The organism is Aestuariibaculum sp. YM273, assembly GCF_030908365.1.
GTDB lineage: Bacteria > Bacteroidota > Bacteroidia > Flavobacteriales > Flavobacteriaceae > Aestuariibaculum > Aestuariibaculum marinum.
Map to the genome: position 1 here is coordinate 2,917,552 of NZ_CP133090.1, position 19,703 is coordinate 2,937,254.

The following is a 19,703-nucleotide window of genomic DNA, read 5'->3' on the forward strand; positions in this document are numbered from 1 at the left end:
GTAGCCATTTTTTTAATAGACTATTGTTTTACAATTTCTATTTTAACAGGCGTAGGGTTAGTAATCATGTCGAATACTGGAGAGAATTTGGCAAGGTTTTCTAATTGTTCAGCCGTAGCATCAGACTTTACTTTTAAAGTAAAGGTGATGCCGTCGAATCCAGTTCTAACTTCAGGATCTAATCCTAAAAACCCGTGTAAATCAATATCTCCTTTTAAAGACGATTCGGCTCCTTCAATGGTAATACCATTTGCAGCAGCATGGTAAACCATAGCGCCTGTTAAACACGATCCTAAAGCGTGTAATACAACTTCTGGTGGGGTAGCCGCTGTATCGTTACCTAATAAGACATTAGGGTGATCACATTCCATAGTGAAAGTTTCTTGACGCGTGGTATCTTCTTGTCCGACACCATAAAATTCTTTGATGCTTGACACACAGTGCCCGCCATCAATCCAGTTGTTTTTAGATCGGAACTGGAATTTTGCTAATTCCGGATTTTGTTGAACTGCTCCAATAGTTTCTACTAATTGATCTACGTTTACTCCGTTTTTTACATTTGCTGTTGTAATCATGTTTTCTAAATTTTAAATTGATTAATTTGAATAATTGTTTCGTTGCCATAGTAAATGCATTTGGCGTGCCAAACTATTTAAAATATTGAAAATCAATGATTTATATACTTTTGTGATTCGAGGTTAACTAACTGAAAATCGTGTATTTACGATATTTCGTTAGTATATTTACGATATTTCGTTAATTTACACAGGTCGTTCTATGCCAAAAGCTTTAATTTTTGATGCCAGAGTGGTAGGAGGGATTTTTAAAAGAGATGCAGCACCGTTTTCACCAGATATTTTCCATCTGGTTTGTTTAAGGGCTTTAAGAATATTTGATTTTTCCAATGCTGATAATTCCTCAGCGGTATAAATTTTATCCTGAATGGTTTTTGTTGCTTTAGTTTCTTCATTAATTTGAAGAGGAATAATACTCTGTAGATTAAGGATTTTGTTTTTAGACACAATAACCGCACGTTCTATCAGGTTTTGAAGTTCACGAACATTCCCGGGCCAATTGTAACTAATAAGTAAGGATTTATCGGCTTCAGATAAGGTCATAGGTAGTTTTCCCATTTTTTTTGAAAACTGGTTAGCCATCTCCTGTGCTATTAACACAACATCCGCGCCACGGCTTCTTAAAGCTGGAACTTCAATAGGAAAAACATTTAGGCGATAATATAAATCTTCTCTAAACTTACCTTCTTTGGCAAAAGTTTTCAGGTTTCGATGAGTTGCCGCAATTATGCGTACGTCAACTTTAATGGTTTCAGAGCTGCCAACCGGATCAAATTCTCCTTCTTGTATAACCCTTAAAAGTTTGGGTTGAAGTTCTAAAGGCATTTCTCCTATTTCATCTAAAAATATAGTGCCTTTGTCAGCCAATAAGAAACGTCCTTTCCTACTGGCTGTTGCTCCCGTAAAAGCACCTTTTTCATGACCAAACAATTCACTTTCTATAAGATTAGCAGGAATAGCACCGCAATTAATTTTAATGAGTGGTTTATCGCTTCGGTCACTTTCTTTATGTATCGCCCTGGCAACAAGTTCTTTTCCTGTTCCTGTTTCACCATGAATTAATACTGTGGCATTAGTTTTTGCAACCTGATGAATAAGGTTTAAAACTGTTTTCATACTTTGGTCTTCGGCTATAATGCCATAACCACTGGTAAGTTCTTGTATTTCTTCTTCTAAATATTGCGTTTGATTAGTGAGCTGATTGATTTTGTTTTCAGCTCGAATGCGGTCTTCGGTATTTCTTAAAATTAAAGTGTAATAATACTCGTTTTCAACACCATACTTACTTATGGTGCCTTCATTTAAAGTTTCGGTATCATTTGATCCAATGACTTTAATAATCTGTGGCAGGAATTGGTTTATGGTATTATTATCAATTTCATTGCTAACTATGGTTTCAATTAAATCGGCGCTATCGTCGTCGAAAAAAAACAGGACATTTCGTTGTAATACATCGTCGTTTTCCAGCATTTTGTTAGCTGAGGGATTGGTTAAAATGATTTTAAAATTCTGATTAAACATAATAATGGCATCCATAGCACCATTAATAAGGCCACTCATTTTAGAATGAGCGATTTCAATGTCTTTTTTAGAGCTGGCTAAACGTTCTTGGATGATGTCTAATTCACGATGGCGTTTAATTAAAACCGATAAAATACCGTTGGCAAAACCGGTGTCTATTTTTATTAGGTTAACGAAGTTTTTTCGGTCTATTATTAAAACGTTTGTTTTTTCAACCGTGGTAACCGAAGCAGAACGCCTTTGGTCGTCTATTAAAGCATATTCACCAAAACATTCTCCAGCTTTAAGAAAACAATAAATATGGCTGCCTTCATGTACTTTAACATGTCCTTCAAGAATAACATACATAGAGTCACCAACATCCCCTTTGGTTAAAATGCTTTCATTTTTTAAATAGGTTTCTGTTTTTGATGATTTGCAGAGGTTGTCTAGTGAAGGTCTGGAAACCTCTGTAAAAAAAGGAACACCGGTTAGGAATTCAGAAACGTTATTTTTAAAAGTGTCCGGCATTAAGATGATATTGTTCTATAACTATAAATATAAATAATTATCAATATACAATTCTGTTTATGAGTTAATTATGTGAAATGTATTATTTTAAAAGATAAAGTTTTAAATTAGTGTATTAAACTTTTATCTATTACGATAAAATGGCACAGTCAAGACAACTTGTAGCAATAATGTTTACCGATATTGAAGGGTATACAGCCTTAATGCAGAAGGATGAAAAACAAGCTGTGCACATACGTCAAAAGCACCGTGAAGTGTTTAATATGTCGACCAAAGAGTGTGAAGGTGAATTAATTCAGTATTACGGAGATGGCACATTAAGTGTTTTTAAAAGTTCGATAGCGGCAGTTAACTGTGCTATTAAAATGCAGCAGTATTTTCAGCAAAGCCCTGTTATTCCGGTTCGTATAGGAATTCATCTTGGAGATATTATTAAAACGGAAACTGATATTATTGGAGATGCCGTAAATGTGGCGTCAAGAATTGAATCTTTGGCTGTTGCAGGAAGCATCTTGGTTTCAGGTAAGATTAACGATGATTTAAGAAACCAAAGTGAATTTGAAACTAAATATCTTGATGTTTTCGAATTTAAAAATGTGAATCAAACCATGCCGGTTTTTGCAATAGCAAATGAAGGGATTGTTGTGCCGAATTTATCTGAAATAAATGGAAAAACCGAAGAGCGTATAGGGAAATCCTTCAAAAGTTTTAAGAGAAAAGCAGCTGTTTTACTTTTTGTGTTGTTGGCTTTTATTGCCACATTATTAATAACCAGACAGCAAACCAGTAACGGTCATCAATTAAATGAATTAACAATTGCTGTACTACCATTTAACAGTGTGAATTTAGATAATAATTCCGAGTCTTTTACCGATGGTGTTACCGATGATATAATAACCCACCTTTCTAAAATCCAGCATTTACAAGTTATTTCTAGAGCATCGGCTATGCACTACAAAGGAACCGAAAAGTCTATTCAACAAATAGCAAAGGAATTAGATGTAAATTATATTCTCGAAGGAAGTGTACGTGTTAATGATAATCAGGTCCGTATCAATGCCAATTTGGTAGATGCCGCCAGTAATAAAAATTTATGGGCCAATAATTACGATAATACGATGGTGCAAATATTTAAGTTGCAGACTGATGTTTCAAAAGATATAGCTAATGCGCTTAAAATTAGATTGAGTGAAACTGAGGAATCTCGTTTAAATAGTTTACCCACAAATAATCCCGAAGCCTACAGTGTGTTTAAAGAAGGTCAAATGTATTTACACAGAGGAGGAGGGAAAGTCGAGGAGCTTAAAAAAGCAGAGCAACTATTTAAGCGTGCCACAGAGATTGATCCTAATTTTTGTCGAGCCTATGTTGGTTTGGCAGAAACCTATCTTGAATATATTTTCTGGGGAAGAGAATCTCCAAAAAAAATGTTGGAACAGGCATCTATACCTGCGTTAAAGGCTTTAGCAATTAATTCAAATGATGGAGGGACTTTCGGGGCCTTGGGAGCCATTAGTTATTACAAATACCAAAGAGAAACAGCGATACTTTACTTGAAAAAGGCGATTGAAATTAACCCAAGTTATGTAAACGCTTATGATAAATTGGCATGGATTTATGCGTTTGAAGGAAATCTGAAATTGATGGAGGAGAACTTTAATAAGGTAATTAAATTAGACCCTTTGTCCTCCAAATATATAGGCGATATGGGACAGCACTATTATTATCTTGGTGAATATCAAAAAGCGATTGATAAAATGGATGAATCCTTAAAAATGTTTCCAAATAATAATATGCTGGTATGGATGAAGGCCACAAATTTAACCGGTTTAGGAAAATATCATGAAGCTATAGAGCTTTATACATCCAGAAGTGTTGCTTCTAATACCAATTGGATGTTAGGATACGCTTATGGTATGATTGGCGAACGCAAAAAAGCCCAAGACATTTTAGAATACCAGCTGAACAAAAACAAAATGGTTTATGTGCCACCTTTTATGATTGCAACCATTTATATGGGGTTAGGAGATGTTGAGAATGCTTTAACCTGGTTAGAAAAAGATTATGAAGTAGGAGGACAAGGACTTTTCTTTTGGGGATTGAAGCAGGATATAAGGTTTAAACCTTTAAGGGAAGAACCAAGATTTCAGGCTTTGTTGAGTAAAGTAAAATAGTTTTAAAAATTAAAAGCGCAATTTACAATATCGATTACGCTTTTAGGTGACTAATTCAAATAAAATATTAAATAAACTTACCATTACTATCTAACTTCAAAGATTTTTTATTACCGTTTGCATCTATTTTTACCTTGTAAATTTTGTTTGTTCCAGCTTGTTCATTGTATGTAACTATATAGGTGTTGGTTTTAATAACAGCACCAGGATATTCATCATTAATAGCATCTAACACAATACGAGGAAGTCTGATATCTTTAAAGCGTTCATACGATCTTAGAAGGTTTCCCTCCGAATCAAATACCGCATTAATTTGACCGTTTTTATCGTCACCTTCTTTAAAGGCTATTTCAAATGTATCTGGTTTTTCGCTGTAAGATTCATGTTGCGTAATATCAAAATTAGCAACCATTGTTTCTAATACACTAATGCGGTCACAATCCGATGATAATGAAACGGCTTCATGGTATTCATCGTTTAAATGATTTTTTGTTGTTTCTGCAATTGAAGATTTCCCTTTTATTGATTCCACAATATAGTTGTCATCAACCATAAAGTCATCATTTAAAATAGCTAATAGGTTATCTTTAAAACTTGAAATTTTACTAGATGTTGCAAAATTAGGCTCTCTTTCTCTTCCTGTATTTGGAACATTTGCTTCATTCCATACAACCTCAGAAGATCCTATTAAAAGCGTTTCCATGTTAGTCTCTTGATAGAGCGTATGTCGTTGATCCTCGATTTGCGAATAACTTAGGTTGGCTAATCCTAAGAGGGTTAAAGCCAGTAAAAAATTTTTCATCATAATAGATTTTAATTAAACAATTTGCTATTACTATTATTCAGGGAGAAAAATTTTATACTGTAAAACTAGTCCGATTATGCAATGTCGTTTGCTACCTAAGTAGCATTTTAACATAATTTAAGAAATGTTTAACGTTTTGAAAATCAGTGGTTGTTTAGCTTGTCTAGGAGAAGATTCATATTCGTTATTTCTATCGTTTTCTTTTTAATATCAATGATACCTTCTTTTTTAAAGACTTGAATCTGACGGTTTAAAACGGCTCTGGTTGTACCTATAAGTTGAGCGAGTTCTTTATGAGGTAGATTGTTTATGTTTTCAATTTGATTTGAAGAATGGTTGACGTTATTTATAAGAAGCCTTGCCAATTTTGTAGACGTATCGTCAATAGAAGCACTGGAAACATAGGCTTCTAAATCTTTAAGTTTACAAAGTGTATATTGCAGTAAGGATTTATAAAATTCAGGATTATCAGCCATCCACCGTTTTAGTAAGAGTGAGTTTGTTGTTAGTATGTTCGCATTTGTTAAAGTCTCATAGTATACTTTGTGGTGAGAAAAATTCAACAGTTGCGATACATCAAAAGCATCATGTTTAACTAATAAAAAAAGAGTGATTTTACGATCTTTAGATTTGTTGTAATAGTAAAGTTTTAGTTTCCCCGATATAATAATGTAAAAGTTATATAGCGTACCATCTCCATCTAACAGACAGGTGTTTTTAGGCCATTGTTTTACTGTGGAAATTTTCGTGTAGGCATGTAATTGTTCATCAGAAATCTCATTGAATAAAGAGTTTTCTTTCAGGATAGGGATGATATAATCTTTATTTTCTTTTGCCATGTTAGTGAACAGTTAATGCTAATAAAGATTATCAGGGAGGTGCTAAAACCTCAGGGTATTCCAAATTTAATCAATTTTAGGTTAGTAATCTCAATTTTTAATTAGAATTGTTTTATTCCCATTGTTAAAAGAAATACTTTTGAAGTCTGAAAATTATACACTACACAAATGTCCTTTTCAAAAAAAATAAAATCAACTTATTCGCCAAACAGATTAGCCGTAAAACTTAATACAAAAGGTGAGCAGTTTGTTTTAAAAGGGCACCCTTGGGTGTTTTCAAACAACATAACAAAGATAAAAGACGATGCTAAGTCGGGTGATTTAGCTATTGTTTTTGATAAAAGTAAAAATAGAGTTATTGGTTTAGGGCTTTACGATGGCAACTCGCCAATACGTATAAAAATGCTGCATAGCGGGTTTGAAAAGGCTGAAATAAATGCTGAATTTTTTCAGAATAGAATTAACGAAGCGTTCGCTAAACGTTACGAATTACTTCAAACCAACACCAATAGTTATCGTTTATTGTTTGGAGAAAATGATGGTTTTCCAGGACTAATTGCTGATGTGTACAATACAGTTTTAGTGGTGAAGATCTATTCAGAAATCTGGTTACCTTATTTAGAAAGTATTGTGCCAAGTCTTCAAAAAATATCGGAAGCCAAAACGGTTGTTATTCGTTTAAGCCGAAGTTTAGAACAATCTAAGCTGCATGATTTAGAAAATGGAGAAGTAGTTTTTGGGAAGCTCGAAAATGAAGTGGTTGAATTTGTAGAACATAATGTAAAGTTTTCAGCTAACGTTATTAAAGGACATAAAACGGGTTATTTCTTAGATCATCGTGCTAATAGAAAGCAAGTGGGAGAGTGTAGTAAGGGCAAAACAGTTTTAGATGTCTTTAGTTATGCAGGCGGATTCTCGGTTCATGCATTGTACAATGGAGCAACCTCAGTAACGAGTTTAGATATTAGTAGGCAGGCTTTAGATATAGCAGTCGAAAACGGAAAGCTTAACGATTATCCTGGAGAGCATAAAATTATAGCAGGCGATGCTTTTGAGGAACTTCAAAAACTTATAGACAACAAGGTAACATTTGATGTCGTGGTTATCGATCCACCGAGTTTTGCGAAACAAGCCTCAGAAATAGACTTAGCAAAGAAAAAGTATGCCCAGTTGGCTCAGTTAGGAGAACAACTGACTGCAAAACAAGGGCTTTTGGTTTTGGCGTCTTGTTCATCACGAGTAACGTCGCAAGCTTTTTTCGATATCAATCAGCAAGTTTTAAGCAAAGTAAATCGTCCGTATAATTTAAAATTAAAAACCTACCACGATACCGATCACCCTATTGGATTTGAAGAAGGCGCTTATTTAAAATGTGGATATTATCAATTCTAAATAATAATTTAAAAACAGAAACTATACTAAAGTAGCGTTAAAAAATGCATTAAAATTAGTGTTTTTTATGGTGGGATTTAGTATTATGTTAACTTAAGTCTTGTCTTTGTTTTTCTAATTTTATAGAAGAAAAAAATATATTATGAAAGACAAAGTTATTATTATTACCGGAGCAGCTATGGGACTCGGATTAGCTGCTGCAAAAGTATTAGCAGAAAGAAAAGCAAATCTGGTTTTGGTTGATTTTAATGAAAATCAGTTAAATGAAACTGTAGAAAGCTTAAAAAATCAACACCCCGATATTAAAATTCTATCTGTCATAGCCGATGTTTCTAAAGAGGAGCAGGTTAAAAACTATGTAGATGTTGCAGTTAAAGAGTTTGGACGAATTGATGGATTGTATAATAATGCAGGTATCGAGGGAAGACAAGCACCATTGACAGAATACGATTTAAATGTATTTAAAAAAGTTATCGATATTAATTTAATGGGAGTTTATTATGGCTTACGTTATGTAATACCTGTAATGAAAAAACAAAATTATGGGCGTATTGTTAATGTGGCATCTGTTGGAGGTATTCGTGGTGTTTTAAATCAAACGCCTTATGTAGCCAGTAAACATGCAGTATCAGGAATGTCTAAACAGGCGGCTGTAGAATATGGAAAATATGGTATTTTAACTAATGCCATTGCACCTGGTGCCATATTAACACCTATGGTAGCAGAGGCTTTTAAACAAGTTAATCCAGAAGACCCAAAGGCAGCCGAAACAGAATATGCTAAACGTAATCCAACAAGATCACTTGGTGATCCACAAGACGTAGGTAAGTTGGTAGCCTTTCTTATTAGTGAGGATAATGGTTATGTAAGTGGGCAAACCATTGCTATTGATGGCGGAGAATCCAATATGTACGGTAACGCTGAATAATTATAGTTTTAACATACGAAATATTATGCGTGCATAATATTTCGTATGTTTGTATAAAACCAACAGTAAATGTCAACTAAACTTACTAAACTTCTCAATATTAAACACCCTATTATTTTAGCACCCATGTTTTTGGTGTCGAATACTGCAATGGTTAAGGCTGCCATGAAAGAAGGGATTGCAGGATGTATTCCTGCACTTAATTACCGAACCTTAGAAGAATTAAGGTTAGCTATTAAGGAATTAAAGGAAGCTAAGGTAGAAGGAGGTTCTTTTGGTTTTAATTTAATCGTTAACAAATCGAATATTAAATACAAAGATCAGTTACAGGTGCTTTGTGAAGAAGGGTGTGACTTTATTATTACCTCCCTCGGTAATCCCGAAGAAACGATTACCGAAGCGCATAAAGCAGGAATTAAAGTGTTTTGTGATGTGGTTGATTTAAAGTACGCCAGGAAAGTTGAAGCCTTGGGAGCCGATGCCGTTATTGCTGTAAATAACGAAGCAGGGGGCCATCGAGGCGATTTATCGCCTGAAACCCTTATAAAATTATTAACGGCGCAATGCAAAATCCCTGTGATTTCAGCAGGAGGCGTTGGTTGTAAAGCTGATGTAGACAGGATGTTAAGTTATGGTGCAGCCGGAGTATCTGTAGGGAGTCCGTTTATAGCCTCTAAGGAAGCTAACGTTACGGACGAATATAAACAGGCTTGTGTAGATTATGGGGCAGATGATATTGTTATGACCGAACGTATCTCTGGGACACCATGTACTGTGATAAACACCCCTTATGTTAAAAAAATTGGAACTAAAACAACATGGTTGGAGGCTGTTTTAAATCGACATAAAAAACTTAAGAAATGGGTGAAAATGATTCGGTTTTCAATAGGTATGAATGCTACAAAAAATGCAGCTACAAAAGCGACGTATAAGACTGTTTGGGTTGCAGGTCCAAGCATTGCACACACTAATGAAATATTGCCGGTTTCATCTATTATAAAACGCTTAATTGAATAAGGTCTTTTTTCTGAATTGTTTATTATAACTTTGTTTGTAGAAATTTAGAAATTAAACAATAATGAAACATAGATATTTAGGCCAAAATTATTTAGGCCAAAATGGTTTTGAAGTTAGCGAAGTTGGATTAGGATGCTGGCAATTGGGAGCCGATTGGGGCCAAGATTTGTCAAAAGAAACTGCGTTCGAAATTTTAAACGAAGCCGTAAAAAACGGCATCACTTTTTTTGATACTGCCGATGTTTACGGTAATGGAAAAAGTGAAGCGTTAATCGGTGAGTTTTTAAAAACCTGTAATACACCAATTAGAGTAGCTACTAAGTTTGGTAGAGCAGCCAATACTTATCCAGATAAATATACTAAAGATGTATTGCGAAAAACGGTTCAAGAATCCCTGGAACGATTAGGAGTAGATAGTTTAGATTTGCTTCAATTACATTGTATCCCAACGGAATATTTAAAAGAAGGAGAAATTTTTGAATGGTTACGAGAATTAAAAGCAGAAGGTTTAATACAACATTTTGGAGCAAGCGTTGAAACGGTTGAAGAAGGATTGATTTGTTTAGAACAGGAAGGTTTATTATCACTACAAGTTATTTTTAATGTATTTCGCCAAAAGTTGGTAAGCGAATTATTACCCCAGGCACAAGAAAAAGGTGTTGGTATAATTGTAAGATTACCATTGGCAAGCGGTTTGCTAACCGGAAAATTTAATGCAAACACTACTTTTGCTGAAGACGATCACAGAAATTTTAATCGCGACGGACAAGCCTTTAATGTAGGGGAGACTTTTGCAGGATTGCCTTATGAGAAAGGATTGGAATTAGTTGATGCTATTAAAGATAATATCCTTCCAGATGAATTGACTATGGTACAACTGGCTTTACGATGGATTTTAGATCACAAAGCGGTAAGTACAATTATTCCTGGAGCGAGTTCAAAACAACAGGTTATTGGTAATGCTCAGGTATCAAATTTAAATGCCTTATCTCCTGAATTACATCAGTCATTAACTCAATTATATAAAGAAAAAGTTCACGATTATATTCGTGGGGGATATTAAAAACCCTATTCAAACACACTAAAACATCGTAGCAAGTTTATTTCTGCGATGTTTTTTTATGTTAAAAGATGTTTTGATACGTTAAAACGTTTGATATTCAGAGTTTAATAAACTAATTTCGTAAGAAACGTATTAATTTTATTTTTCTTATGAAACACTTAACCTTAACTTTCTGTATAGCTTCACTGCTGTTATTTTTTTCTTGTAAAACATCACAATCTACCAGCGAAGCATTGTTCGATACACAATGGGAATTAGAATATGTTACCGGACCCAGAATAGTTTTTGAGGCGCTTTATCCGAATAAAAAACCTCAAATTACATTCAATAAAGAAGACGGTAAAGTCATGGGGAATAACGGTTGTAATGGATATTCAGCCGATTATACTTTAGAAGGTAATAAATTATCTTTTGGAGAGCCCGGACCATCGACTTTAATGTTTTGTGAAGGTGGAGGAGAAGCAGTGTTTTTAAAAACCATGAAAAAAATTGAAGCCTACAGCATAGATGCAGATGGTAAATTGAACTTAATGATGGGAGATTTACCAATGATGCGTTTTAAAAAAATAACACCTTAGTTATGCGTAGATTGATGTGTTATTTTCCAGTTTTTGTCATCTTATGTTTTTCATGTAAAAATCAAAAAACAAAACCTTCCGAAGCGTTAGAGGTTGAAGCAATAGATGTTGCTGATATTCAAGTAAAAGAAGAAAATTCAGAAGCGATTAAGTCTGGTTCGTATTTTATAGCTGCAGGAACGGAGCCATTTTGGGGATTGTCTATAGCAGATAATAAAATTGAATTTAAAATGATGAGTGACACGATAACAACACCTCATGTAGCCCCTGTTCGTGCGATGGATGCTAATGTTAAGCGTTATAGAGTTGAAACGGAAGCCGTGAATTTAACTATCCAGATTTCAAAGCGTTAGTGTATTAATGCAATGTCGGGAGAGGAGTTTCCCTATTCTGTAACGATAAATTATAAATTTACGGGACTGGAAACAGAACATACTTTTCAAGGGTGTGGTTACTATACAACAACGTTAAAAACCGGTTGTTATGCTTACAATGATAATGACAATTCAGTAATGTTTAAAATTACAGATGTAAGTGATGAGGTTTTCGGCAGATTAAAATATAGCTATCATGAAAAGGATGAAAGTACCGGTAATTTTAGAGGAAGATTGTATCGTGATAGGCTGTTCGGAACATTCACATTTATGTCAGAAGGTATTGAAAGTATTCGAGAAGTGGCCTTTTTGGTAAAGCAAGATACCTTAATTGAAGGGGTTGGTGCACTAAATGAGGCTGGTACTGCGTTTAAGTTTAGAGATAGTATTCAGTATACATCTAAGACCCCATTAGCAACTACGGATTGTAAATAATATTTATTTAACCTCTTATGAAAACAAGGTTAGCTTATAGTATTGCGATATTAGGCTGGTTTGCTGTATTGATGCAGTTTGTTTTGATGCTGATGAATAAAACTATGTCTTCAACCGAAACGATAGTTCGGTTTTTTAGTTATTTCACGATTCTAACCAATACCATAGTTGCTTTATTTTTTACCACTAAAAATTTAAACTTACAAAAGGTAGATTTTAAAACTTGGTTAACACCTATAGCTGTGTATATTACAGTAGTCTTTTTGGTATATCAGATATTATTAAGGCCCGTTTGGTCACCCGAAGGGTTTCAAATTGTAATAGATGAATTATTGCATAGTATAATCCCTGTTTTAACGGTGTTATATTGGTTTTTATATGACGGTGCTAAGCATGTGGTTTGGTCGTTAATTCCCAAATGGTTAGTTTATCCGTTGGTGTATTTAATCTATATTTTAGTTCGAGGTATGTTTTCTGGTTTTTACCCGTATCCGTTTATCAATGTTCTGGAAATTGGCTGGCAACAAACACTAATCAATAGCGCCTTAATGTGTTTGTTGTTTTTAATGTTGTTTTCGATGTTTATTGGTTTAGGACAACGTTTAAAGTTGGGCTATTATAACTGATTTTATCTCTGGCCACTCTTCTTTTAAAATTCCATAATAGCAAGTACTTCGTTTAAAACCGTCGAGCATTAATACATCTTTTCTTAAAATACCTTCTAACGAAGCACCTATTTTTTCAACGGCTTTTCTTGATCTTGTGTTGCGCTCGTCTACTGTAAAACAAACTTTATCAAACTTTAAGGTTTCAAAAGCATATTCCAGCATTAAATATTTCATATGCAAATTGAGTCCGCTGCCTTGAAATTCTTTTCCAATCCATGTCCAGCCAATATGTAAAAGTTTGTTTTGCCAGTTTATTAGTGCAAATCGCGTGCTTCCGGCATAGGTATTTGTCTGTTTGTCAAAAATAATAAAGGGTAATGCTGATTTATGGTAATAGGCATCGACCGCGGTCTGCACATAATCTTTTAAATCCTCAGGGGTATCAATTTTACTTGGCGAATATTGAACAAGGTTCGGTTGTTGCGCGATATCTAAAAGATGTTTGTAATTGCTCAAATCCAACAAGGAGAGTTTTACACGATGATTTTCGAGAGAAGGAGCTTTCATAATAGTGTTAGGATTCAAAATTTTAATTAAAGGTTAATTTTTGATGCCTTTCCTTAGCATTTTGTATTTTTACCTGCGCTAATAAAAATACAATATTAAATGCCATTATCTAAAGAAAATGTAATAGCCCAAGCCAATGCGGCTTGTAAAAATACTTTAATGGAAACCTTAGAAATAGAGGTTGTAGATTTTGGCGATGATTTTTTAGTAGCGCGAATGCCAGTAAACTCTCGCGTACATCAGCCTGATGGTGTTTTGCATGGTGGCGCTACAGCTGCTTTAGCTGAAAGTGTAGGGAGTTTTGCTTCGCATATATTTATAGATACTGAAACGTTTTTTGTACGAGGTATAGAAATTTCTGCAAACCATTTAAAAAGTATTCGAGAAGGCTTTGTTTATGCCAAGGCGACATTTGTTCATAAAGGAAGAACAACACAGTTGCTCGACATCAAAGTAACCGACGAGGATAACAACTTAATTTCTGTTTGCAAATTATCTACCATTTCGTTGCCAAAACAAGGATAGTTAATGACCCTATTTAATTTTTTTAACTGTATTGAAACCCAATACAACGACAAGTTGCCTTTTGTTGCTTATCGGAAACCCGGAGAAGCTTCCATTTCCGGACTGTTACAAAAAGACAATGCCTTACATATAACTAAAGATTTTACCGAAAAAGGCTTTGTTTTTGCGCCTTTTGATGATGCTTCAGATGCTGTTTTATTACCAATAGATTATGCCTCAAAAATTGTATGTTCAGATTATGAGGTGATTCCAACGCAACTTAACGGTAAACCGCTATCGGTGGTAACCGATGAGCAAAAAGTGTTTCACATTAATTTGGTGAATAAGGGCGTTGAAGCAATAAAGGATTCAGCTTTTAAAAAGGTGGTTTTATCAAGACAGGAAGCCGTAGAAATTCACGAGCAAAATCCAATAGAAATTTTTAAAAGTCTTCTAAATCATTATTCTTTAGCTTTTGTGTATTGTTGGTATCATCCTAAAGTTGGTTTATGGCTTGGTGCCACACCGGAAACCTTAATAAAAATTGAAGGGCATCAGTTTTCTATCATGTCTTTAGCAGGGACTCAGGAATACAACGGAACACTTGATGTAACTTGGCAGGATAAAGAAAAAGAAGAACAAAAGTTTGTTACCGATTTTATTGTAGACAGTATAAAACCATCGGTAGATTATTTAAAAGTTTCTGATACGGAAACTGTAAAAGCAGGTAACTTGGTGCATTTACGTACTTTAATTTCTGCCCGGTTAGATTCAAATTCAGCATTAAAAGATGTGATTTCTATTATTCATCCAACACCAGCGGTTTGCGGTTTACCAAAACAAGCTTCGAAGGATTTCATCTTAAAAAACGAAAACTATAATCGAGAATTCTACACAGGATTTTTAGGTGAACTTAATTTAGAAACTGTTGTTAAACCACGTTCTGGACGTAGAAATATAGAAAATAGAGCGTATGCCATTCCTAAAAAAAGTACGCAGTTGTATGTGAATTTGCGTTGTATGCAAATCAAGAATAATACGGCAATAATCTATGTTGGAGGTGGTATAACTTCGCATTCAAATGCTGAAAGTGAATGGGATGAAACTGTTTCAAAATCTAAGGTGATGAAAAATGTACTGTAATTAGGGTATTTGCTACGCTATTATTACTTTTACATACTCATTAAAAAGCTATGATTTACCCAAATATTCCTCTTGCTCAAACTGTAATCGAGTTGTGTAAAGCTAAAGGTATTCAACATATTGTAATATCTCCAGGAAGTAGAAATGCACCTTTAACGCTTGGTTTTTCCAATAACCCATACTTTAAATGTTACAGTGTTGTAGATGAGCGTTGTGCTGCTTTTTTTGCTATGGGTATTGCGCAACAAATACAAAAGCCAACAGCAGTAGTATGTACCTCGGGTAGTGCACTTTTAAATTATTATCCAGCGGTAGCCGAAGCGTTTTACAGTAATATTCCGTTGGTCGTGTTATCAGCCGATCGTCCAAAACATTTAATTGGTATCGGTGACGGACAAACTATAAATCAGAAGAATGTTTTTGATAACCATATTCTCTATTCAGCAAACTTGAAACTGGATTTGAAGGATGAGAATAACCTTCCGGGAAATGAAGATTTACCGATTTTCAAAAATTTGGAAGACCGATTAGAACGTTTTTTAGGACTTCAAAAAGATATTCAATCGTTCAACGAAGAGGAAATTCAGGTAGCAATAAATCATTCAATCATAAAACAAGGGCCAGTTCACATTAATATTCCTTTTGATGAACCCTTGTATCAAACGGTAGATAAGTTAAGTGTAGCGCCGAAAGTAACAGAATTTTCAATTAAGCAAAAAACTATTGAAAGTTATACACTGCAGAAGTGTTTGGAAGACTGGAATGCTGCTACCAAAAAGATGGTTTTGGTGGGTGTAAATCAGCCTAATGCCATTGAAAAAAAATGGCTTGATGAGCTGGCTGAAGACGATAGCGTTATAGTGTTTACAGAAACCACTTCAAATTTGAACCACGATAGCTTTTTTCCGAGTATCGATCAAATGATTGCGCCATTAACAGCTGAAGAAGAGCAAGAATTGCAGCCGGATATTTTGGTTACTTTTGGAGGATTGATTGTATCAAAAAAAATTAAAGCTTTTCTACGCAAGTATCAACCAAGAGAGCATTGGCACATAGGGAAGAAAGATGCAAATGATACATTCTTCTGTCTAACCAATCATTTAGAGGTAACTCCAAATCAGTTTTTTGAGACGTTTTTACCAAAATTAACGCACTATGTTAAGAGTCATTACCATTCCGATTGGATGAAGGTAAGAGAACTCCGTTTGGAAAAACATCAGCAATACTTAGAACAAATTCCGTTCAGTGATTTTAAAGCATTCAATTATTTATTTAAAGCCATTCCTAATCATACGGTATTGCAAATAGGGAACAGTTCTGCTATTCGTTATGCGCAGCTCTTTACGTTAAATAAAACACTAGAAGTGTATTGTAATCGAGGAACCAGTGGAATTGATGGCAGTACCTCTACAGCGGTGGGTTGTGCAGTAGCTAATGAAAAACAGACTACATTTATAACGGGAGATTTAAGCTTTTTTTACGACAGTAATGCGCTTTGGAATAACTATATACCCGCTAATTTCAGAATAATAGTAGTGAATAATACGGGTGGTGGTATTTTTAGAATTCTTCCAGGGCATAAGGATACAGAAAACTTCGACACCTATTTTGAGACTAATCATAATCTTACGGCAAAACATCTTTGCGATATGTATGGTTTAGATTATGTTACAGCTAATGAAGAAACCTCTTTAGAATATGCTTTACAAGGGTTTTATGAGAAAAGTGAAAAGCCTAAATTACTGGAAGTGTTTACGCCAAAGCAGGTTAACGATAAAGTTCTATTAAACTATTTTGAGTTTTTAAAATAAGTCGTCTCATCCGTTAACAATTACTTTCATTGTAAAGTCTGTGTTATATGTGACTTTTCAATTTTTATAGTGTCTTAAAATTAAGTATATTTAGAACTACTAATTTATTAATTTATAAAAGACCTAATTATGAGTAAAAGAGATGAGCTTATTGCAAAATATGCTGCCGATTTAAAAGAAAAATGTGGTGTAGATGCAGATATGGATTTGTTAAAGAAAGTAACTATTGGGTGCGGACCTGCAATTTATAATGCAGATGCAGCAACAGTTTCCGGATCTGATGAAACCGAGGTAGCAACGGTAAAAAACAACTTTTTAATTAAAAAATTAGGTTTAACCGATGGTCCGGATTTAGATGCAGGTATTGAAGCAGTTATGGAACAATACGGTAAATCTAACCGTAATAAATACCGAGCTGTAGTTTATTATTTGCTAACTAAGCATTTTGGTAAAGAATCTGTTTATTAGAATACACTTAATTATATAAATGAAAAGCGTTGTAATTATGTATTGCAGCGCTTTTTTATGTCATATATTTATTAGAAAAACTCTTGTTAATATTATTACCTTTGCAGCATGATAAATATAGGGCAAATTAATACATTAGAAATTCTACGTGAAACCGATCATGGTATTTACTTGGTAGATGAAGATAATAATGAGGTTTTACTACCAAACAGGTATGTTCCGGAAAGCTTTAGAATTTGGGATAAGCTAGATGTTTTTGTGTATTTAGATAACGAAGAACGTCCGGTAGCCACTACCGATATGCCTTATATAAAACTAGGTGAATTTGCCTTATTACGTTGTAGTCAGGTGAACGATTATGGTGCTTTTTTAGACTGGGGACTGGTTAAGGAATTATTTTGTCCGTTTAAAGAGCAAGCTTTTAAAATGAAACCTAAAGGGTGGTACTTGGTGCATTGTTATATGGATGAGAAGACCGAAAGATTGGTGGCCTCAAGTAAAACCAATCGTTTTTTAAGTAATAAAGAACTTACCGTTAAGCAGTTTGATGAAGTCGATTTAATTGTCTCACATCCTTCAGAAATTGGTATGAACGTTATTGTGAATAAAAAACATACCGGTTTAATTTATAACGATCAAATCTTTACAGAACTTAGCGTAGGTGATAAATTAAAAGGAATCGTTAAGAAGATTCGTCCTGGTAATAAACTGGATATTGTTTTAGGACAGATAGGTTATAGAAATATTGAACCCAATGCAGAGCGTATTTTAAAGGAATTAGAAGATAATGGCGGTTATTTAGACTTAACCGATAAATCGAACCCTGAAGATATTAAGGATCTGCTTCAAATGAGTAAAAAGAACTTTAAAAAAGCAGTAGGTTCATTATACAAAGACAAGAAAATTGAGATTAAACCAGACGGCATTTATTTAGTTTAAACCTTATGATTAATCAAGATACCATAGTTGCCTTGGCAACACCTTCAGGAGCGGGTGCCATTGCTGTTATTCGTTTATCAGGTAAAGATGCTATTACTATTGCCGATAGTTGTTTTAGGTCGGTTGTAAATAATAAATCGCTTACCAAACAGAAAACCCATACCATACATTTAGGACATATTGTCGATGGACCAAAAACTATTGATGAAGTTTTAGTTTCGGTTTTTAAAAACCCGAACTCCTATACCGGTGAAGATGTGGTTGAGGTGTCTTGTCATGGTTCTAATTATATTCAACAGGAAATTATTCAGTTGTTTCTTAGAAAAGGCTGTAGAACAGCAACACCGGGTGAATTTACGCTTCGTGCGTTTTTAAATGGAAAATTAGATTTAAGTCAGGCGGAAGCTGTAGCCGATTTAATTGCCAGTGATAATGAGGCGTCTCATCAAATCGCCATGCAACAAATGCGCGGTGGATTTTCATCTGAAATCGCTAAACTTCGTGAAGAGTTATTGAATTTTGCTTCCTTAATTGAACTAGAATTAGATTTCGCAGAAGAAGATGTCGAGTTTGCAGACAGATCTCAGTTTAAAGATTTAGTAGATCGCATTAGTGTGGTATTAAAGCGTTTAATCGATTCGTTTGCTGTAGGTAACGTTATTAAAAACGGAATTCCTGTAGCTATTGTAGGAGAACCAAACGTTGGTAAATCTACCTTGTTAAATGCGCTTTTAAATGAGGAACGCGCTATTGTTTCAGATATTGCAGGAACCACTCGCGATACCATTGAAGACGAAATTTCAATAGGAGGAATTGGTTTCCGGTTTATAGATACCGCAGGTATTCGAGAAACTCAGGATGTGGTTGAAAGCATCGGTATTAAAAAGACGTTTGAGAAGATAGAGCAAGCTCAGGTTGTGATTTTCTTAGCAGATAGCACCAATCTTAAAGAAGACGGTTTCATTAGATCGTTTAAGATTGAAATTGAAAAAATTAAGAACAAATATCCTCAAAAGCCAATCGTAATAATTGCTAATAAAATCGATAAGCTTTCAGAAACCGAGATAGAAAACATTAAAATTCAGATTTCAGATTTACATCTATTATCGGCAAAAACTGGATTTGGTGTCGAAGAATTAAAGGATAAATTGCTAAGTTTTGTAAATACCGGAGCTTTAAGAAATAACGATACCATTGTAACAAATACAAGACACTACGATTCGTTATTAAAAGCTTTAGAAGAGATTGAAAAAGTGCGCTACGGTTTAGATTCTGGTTTGTCTGGAGATTTATTGGCTATCGATATTCGTCAGGCCTTGTATTACTTCGGTGAAATTACTGGTCAGGTTACGAACGATGAGTTACTGGGTAATATTTTTGCTAATTTCTGTATCGGCAAATAGCCACACAAAACATAATATTTCAACAACAGCCTCTTTGGTATCAAAGAGG

General features: G+C 34.4%; 20 protein-coding genes. 15 read left to right on the forward strand and 5 right to left on the reverse strand.

All coding sequences use genetic code 11. The annotated features are described in order from the left end of the window. Nucleotides 1-20: 20 nt before the first annotated feature. Together RBH94_RS12600 and RBH94_RS12605 are read right to left on the reverse strand one after the other, a co-directional pair. Nucleotides 21-575: an OsmC family protein gene (locus tag RBH94_RS12600; protein WP_188221797.1), complete on the reverse strand. Its 555-nt coding sequence runs from the start codon at nt 573-575 to the stop codon at nt 21-23. Between the two features lie 186 nt (nt 576-761). Continuing rightward, nucleotides 762-2,606 carry a sigma 54-interacting transcriptional regulator gene (locus RBH94_RS12605; RefSeq protein ID WP_307881220.1) on the reverse strand — a complete coding sequence of 615 codons (1,845 nt, stop codon included), beginning with the start codon at nt 2,604-2,606 and terminating at the stop codon, nt 762-764. A 140-nt stretch (nt 2,607-2,746) separates the two neighbouring features. Between RBH94_RS12605 and RBH94_RS12610 the strand changes: the two genes are divergently transcribed. Then, the gene (locus tag RBH94_RS12610) at nt 2,747-4,780 is read left to right on the forward strand and encodes an adenylate/guanylate cyclase domain-containing protein (protein ID WP_307881221.1); all 2,034 of its coding nucleotides are present in this window, start codon (nt 2,747-2,749) and stop codon (nt 4,778-4,780) included. A 67-nt stretch (nt 4,781-4,847) separates the two neighbouring features. Here RBH94_RS12610 and RBH94_RS12615 read toward each other — a convergent pair whose 3' ends face one another. Both RBH94_RS12615 and RBH94_RS12620 read right to left on the reverse strand, forming a co-directional pair. After that, entirely contained in the window at nt 4,848-5,585 is a 738-nt protein-coding gene (locus RBH94_RS12615) for a hypothetical protein (RefSeq protein ID WP_307881222.1), read from the reverse strand. A 143-nt stretch (nt 5,586-5,728) separates the two neighbouring features. Then, nucleotides 5,729-6,424: a Crp/Fnr family transcriptional regulator gene (locus RBH94_RS12620; protein ID WP_307881223.1), complete on the reverse strand. Its 696-nt coding sequence runs from the start codon at nt 6,422-6,424 to the stop codon at nt 5,729-5,731. Between the two features lie 168 nt (nt 6,425-6,592). Here RBH94_RS12620 and RBH94_RS12625 point away from each other — a divergent pair, with 168 nt between their 5' ends. The 8 genes from RBH94_RS12625 (at nt 6,593) to RBH94_RS12660 (ending at nt 12,837) form a co-directional block, all read left to right on the forward strand. Further along, on the forward strand, nt 6,593-7,816 hold the full coding sequence (locus tag RBH94_RS12625; RefSeq protein ID WP_307881224.1) for a class I SAM-dependent rRNA methyltransferase: 1,224 nt from the start codon (nt 6,593-6,595) through the stop codon (nt 7,814-7,816). A gap of 142 nt (nt 7,817-7,958) precedes the next feature. Further along, a complete protein-coding gene (locus tag RBH94_RS12630; RefSeq protein ID WP_307881225.1) occupies nt 7,959-8,744 on the forward strand; it encodes an SDR family oxidoreductase in 786 nt (261 codons plus the stop codon). 69 nt (nt 8,745-8,813) lie between these two features. Continuing rightward, nucleotides 8,814-9,761 (forward strand): nitronate monooxygenase family protein, encoded by a 948-nt coding sequence (locus RBH94_RS12635; protein WP_307881226.1) that lies wholly within the window; start codon nt 8,814-8,816, stop codon nt 9,759-9,761. A 61-nt stretch (nt 9,762-9,822) separates the two neighbouring features. After that, a complete protein-coding gene (locus RBH94_RS12640; protein ID WP_307881227.1) occupies nt 9,823-10,824 on the forward strand; it encodes an aldo/keto reductase in 1,002 nt (333 codons plus the stop codon). A 149-nt stretch (nt 10,825-10,973) separates the two neighbouring features. Next, nucleotides 10,974-11,402: an META domain-containing protein gene (locus RBH94_RS12645; protein WP_307881228.1), complete on the forward strand. Its 429-nt coding sequence runs from the start codon at nt 10,974-10,976 to the stop codon at nt 11,400-11,402. Nucleotides 11,403-11,404: 2 nt separating this feature from the next. Next, on the forward strand, nt 11,405-11,755 hold the full coding sequence (locus tag RBH94_RS12650) for a hypothetical protein (RefSeq protein ID WP_307881229.1): 351 nt from the start codon (nt 11,405-11,407) through the stop codon (nt 11,753-11,755). A 12-nt stretch (nt 11,756-11,767) separates the two neighbouring features. Continuing rightward, nucleotides 11,768-12,211: a hypothetical protein gene (locus RBH94_RS12655; RefSeq protein WP_307881230.1), complete on the forward strand. Its 444-nt coding sequence runs from the start codon at nt 11,768-11,770 to the stop codon at nt 12,209-12,211. A 17-nt stretch (nt 12,212-12,228) separates the two neighbouring features. After that, the gene (locus RBH94_RS12660) at nt 12,229-12,837 is read left to right on the forward strand and encodes a Pr6Pr family membrane protein (protein ID WP_307881231.1); all 609 of its coding nucleotides are present in this window, start codon (nt 12,229-12,231) and stop codon (nt 12,835-12,837) included. On the opposite strand, the gene RBH94_RS12665 is transcribed toward RBH94_RS12660, so the two are convergent. Next, nucleotides 12,814-13,386 carry a GNAT family N-acetyltransferase gene (locus tag RBH94_RS12665; RefSeq protein WP_307881232.1) on the reverse strand — a complete coding sequence of 191 codons (573 nt, stop codon included), beginning with the start codon at nt 13,384-13,386 and terminating at the stop codon, nt 12,814-12,816. The genes RBH94_RS12660 and RBH94_RS12665 overlap by 24 nt on opposite strands. Nucleotides 13,387-13,485: 99 nt before the next feature. On the opposite strand from RBH94_RS12665, the gene RBH94_RS12670 reads away from it, so the two are divergent. From RBH94_RS12670 to mnmE, 6 genes are all read left to right on the forward strand, one after another. Continuing rightward, nucleotides 13,486-13,911 (forward strand): PaaI family thioesterase, encoded by a 426-nt coding sequence (locus RBH94_RS12670; RefSeq protein WP_188221809.1) that lies wholly within the window; start codon nt 13,486-13,488, stop codon nt 13,909-13,911. A 3-nt stretch (nt 13,912-13,914) separates the two neighbouring features. Further along, entirely contained in the window at nt 13,915-15,033 is a 1,119-nt protein-coding gene (locus RBH94_RS12675) for a chorismate-binding protein (protein ID WP_307881233.1), read from the forward strand. A gap of 50 nt (nt 15,034-15,083) precedes the next feature. Next, nucleotides 15,084-16,844, forward strand: coding sequence for a 2-succinyl-5-enolpyruvyl-6-hydroxy-3-cyclohexene-1-carboxylate synthase (gene menD, locus RBH94_RS12680; protein ID WP_307881234.1), 1,761 nt, complete (start codon nt 15,084-15,086; stop codon nt 16,842-16,844). A gap of 129 nt (nt 16,845-16,973) precedes the next feature. After that, nucleotides 16,974-17,312 (forward strand): DUF2853 family protein, encoded by a 339-nt coding sequence (locus RBH94_RS12685; RefSeq protein ID WP_307881235.1) that lies wholly within the window; start codon nt 16,974-16,976, stop codon nt 17,310-17,312. Nucleotides 17,313-17,420: 108 nt separating this feature from the next. Next, a complete protein-coding gene (locus RBH94_RS12690; protein ID WP_307881236.1) occupies nt 17,421-18,251 on the forward strand; it encodes a S1 RNA-binding domain-containing protein in 831 nt (276 codons plus the stop codon). Nucleotides 18,252-18,256: 5 nt separating this feature from the next. Further along, nucleotides 18,257-19,654, forward strand: a complete 1,398-nt coding sequence (gene mnmE / locus RBH94_RS12695) for a tRNA uridine-5-carboxymethylaminomethyl(34) synthesis GTPase MnmE (protein WP_258227286.1) — start codon at nt 18,257-18,259, stop codon at nt 19,652-19,654. The last annotated feature ends 49 nt before the right edge of the window (nt 19,655-19,703 follow it).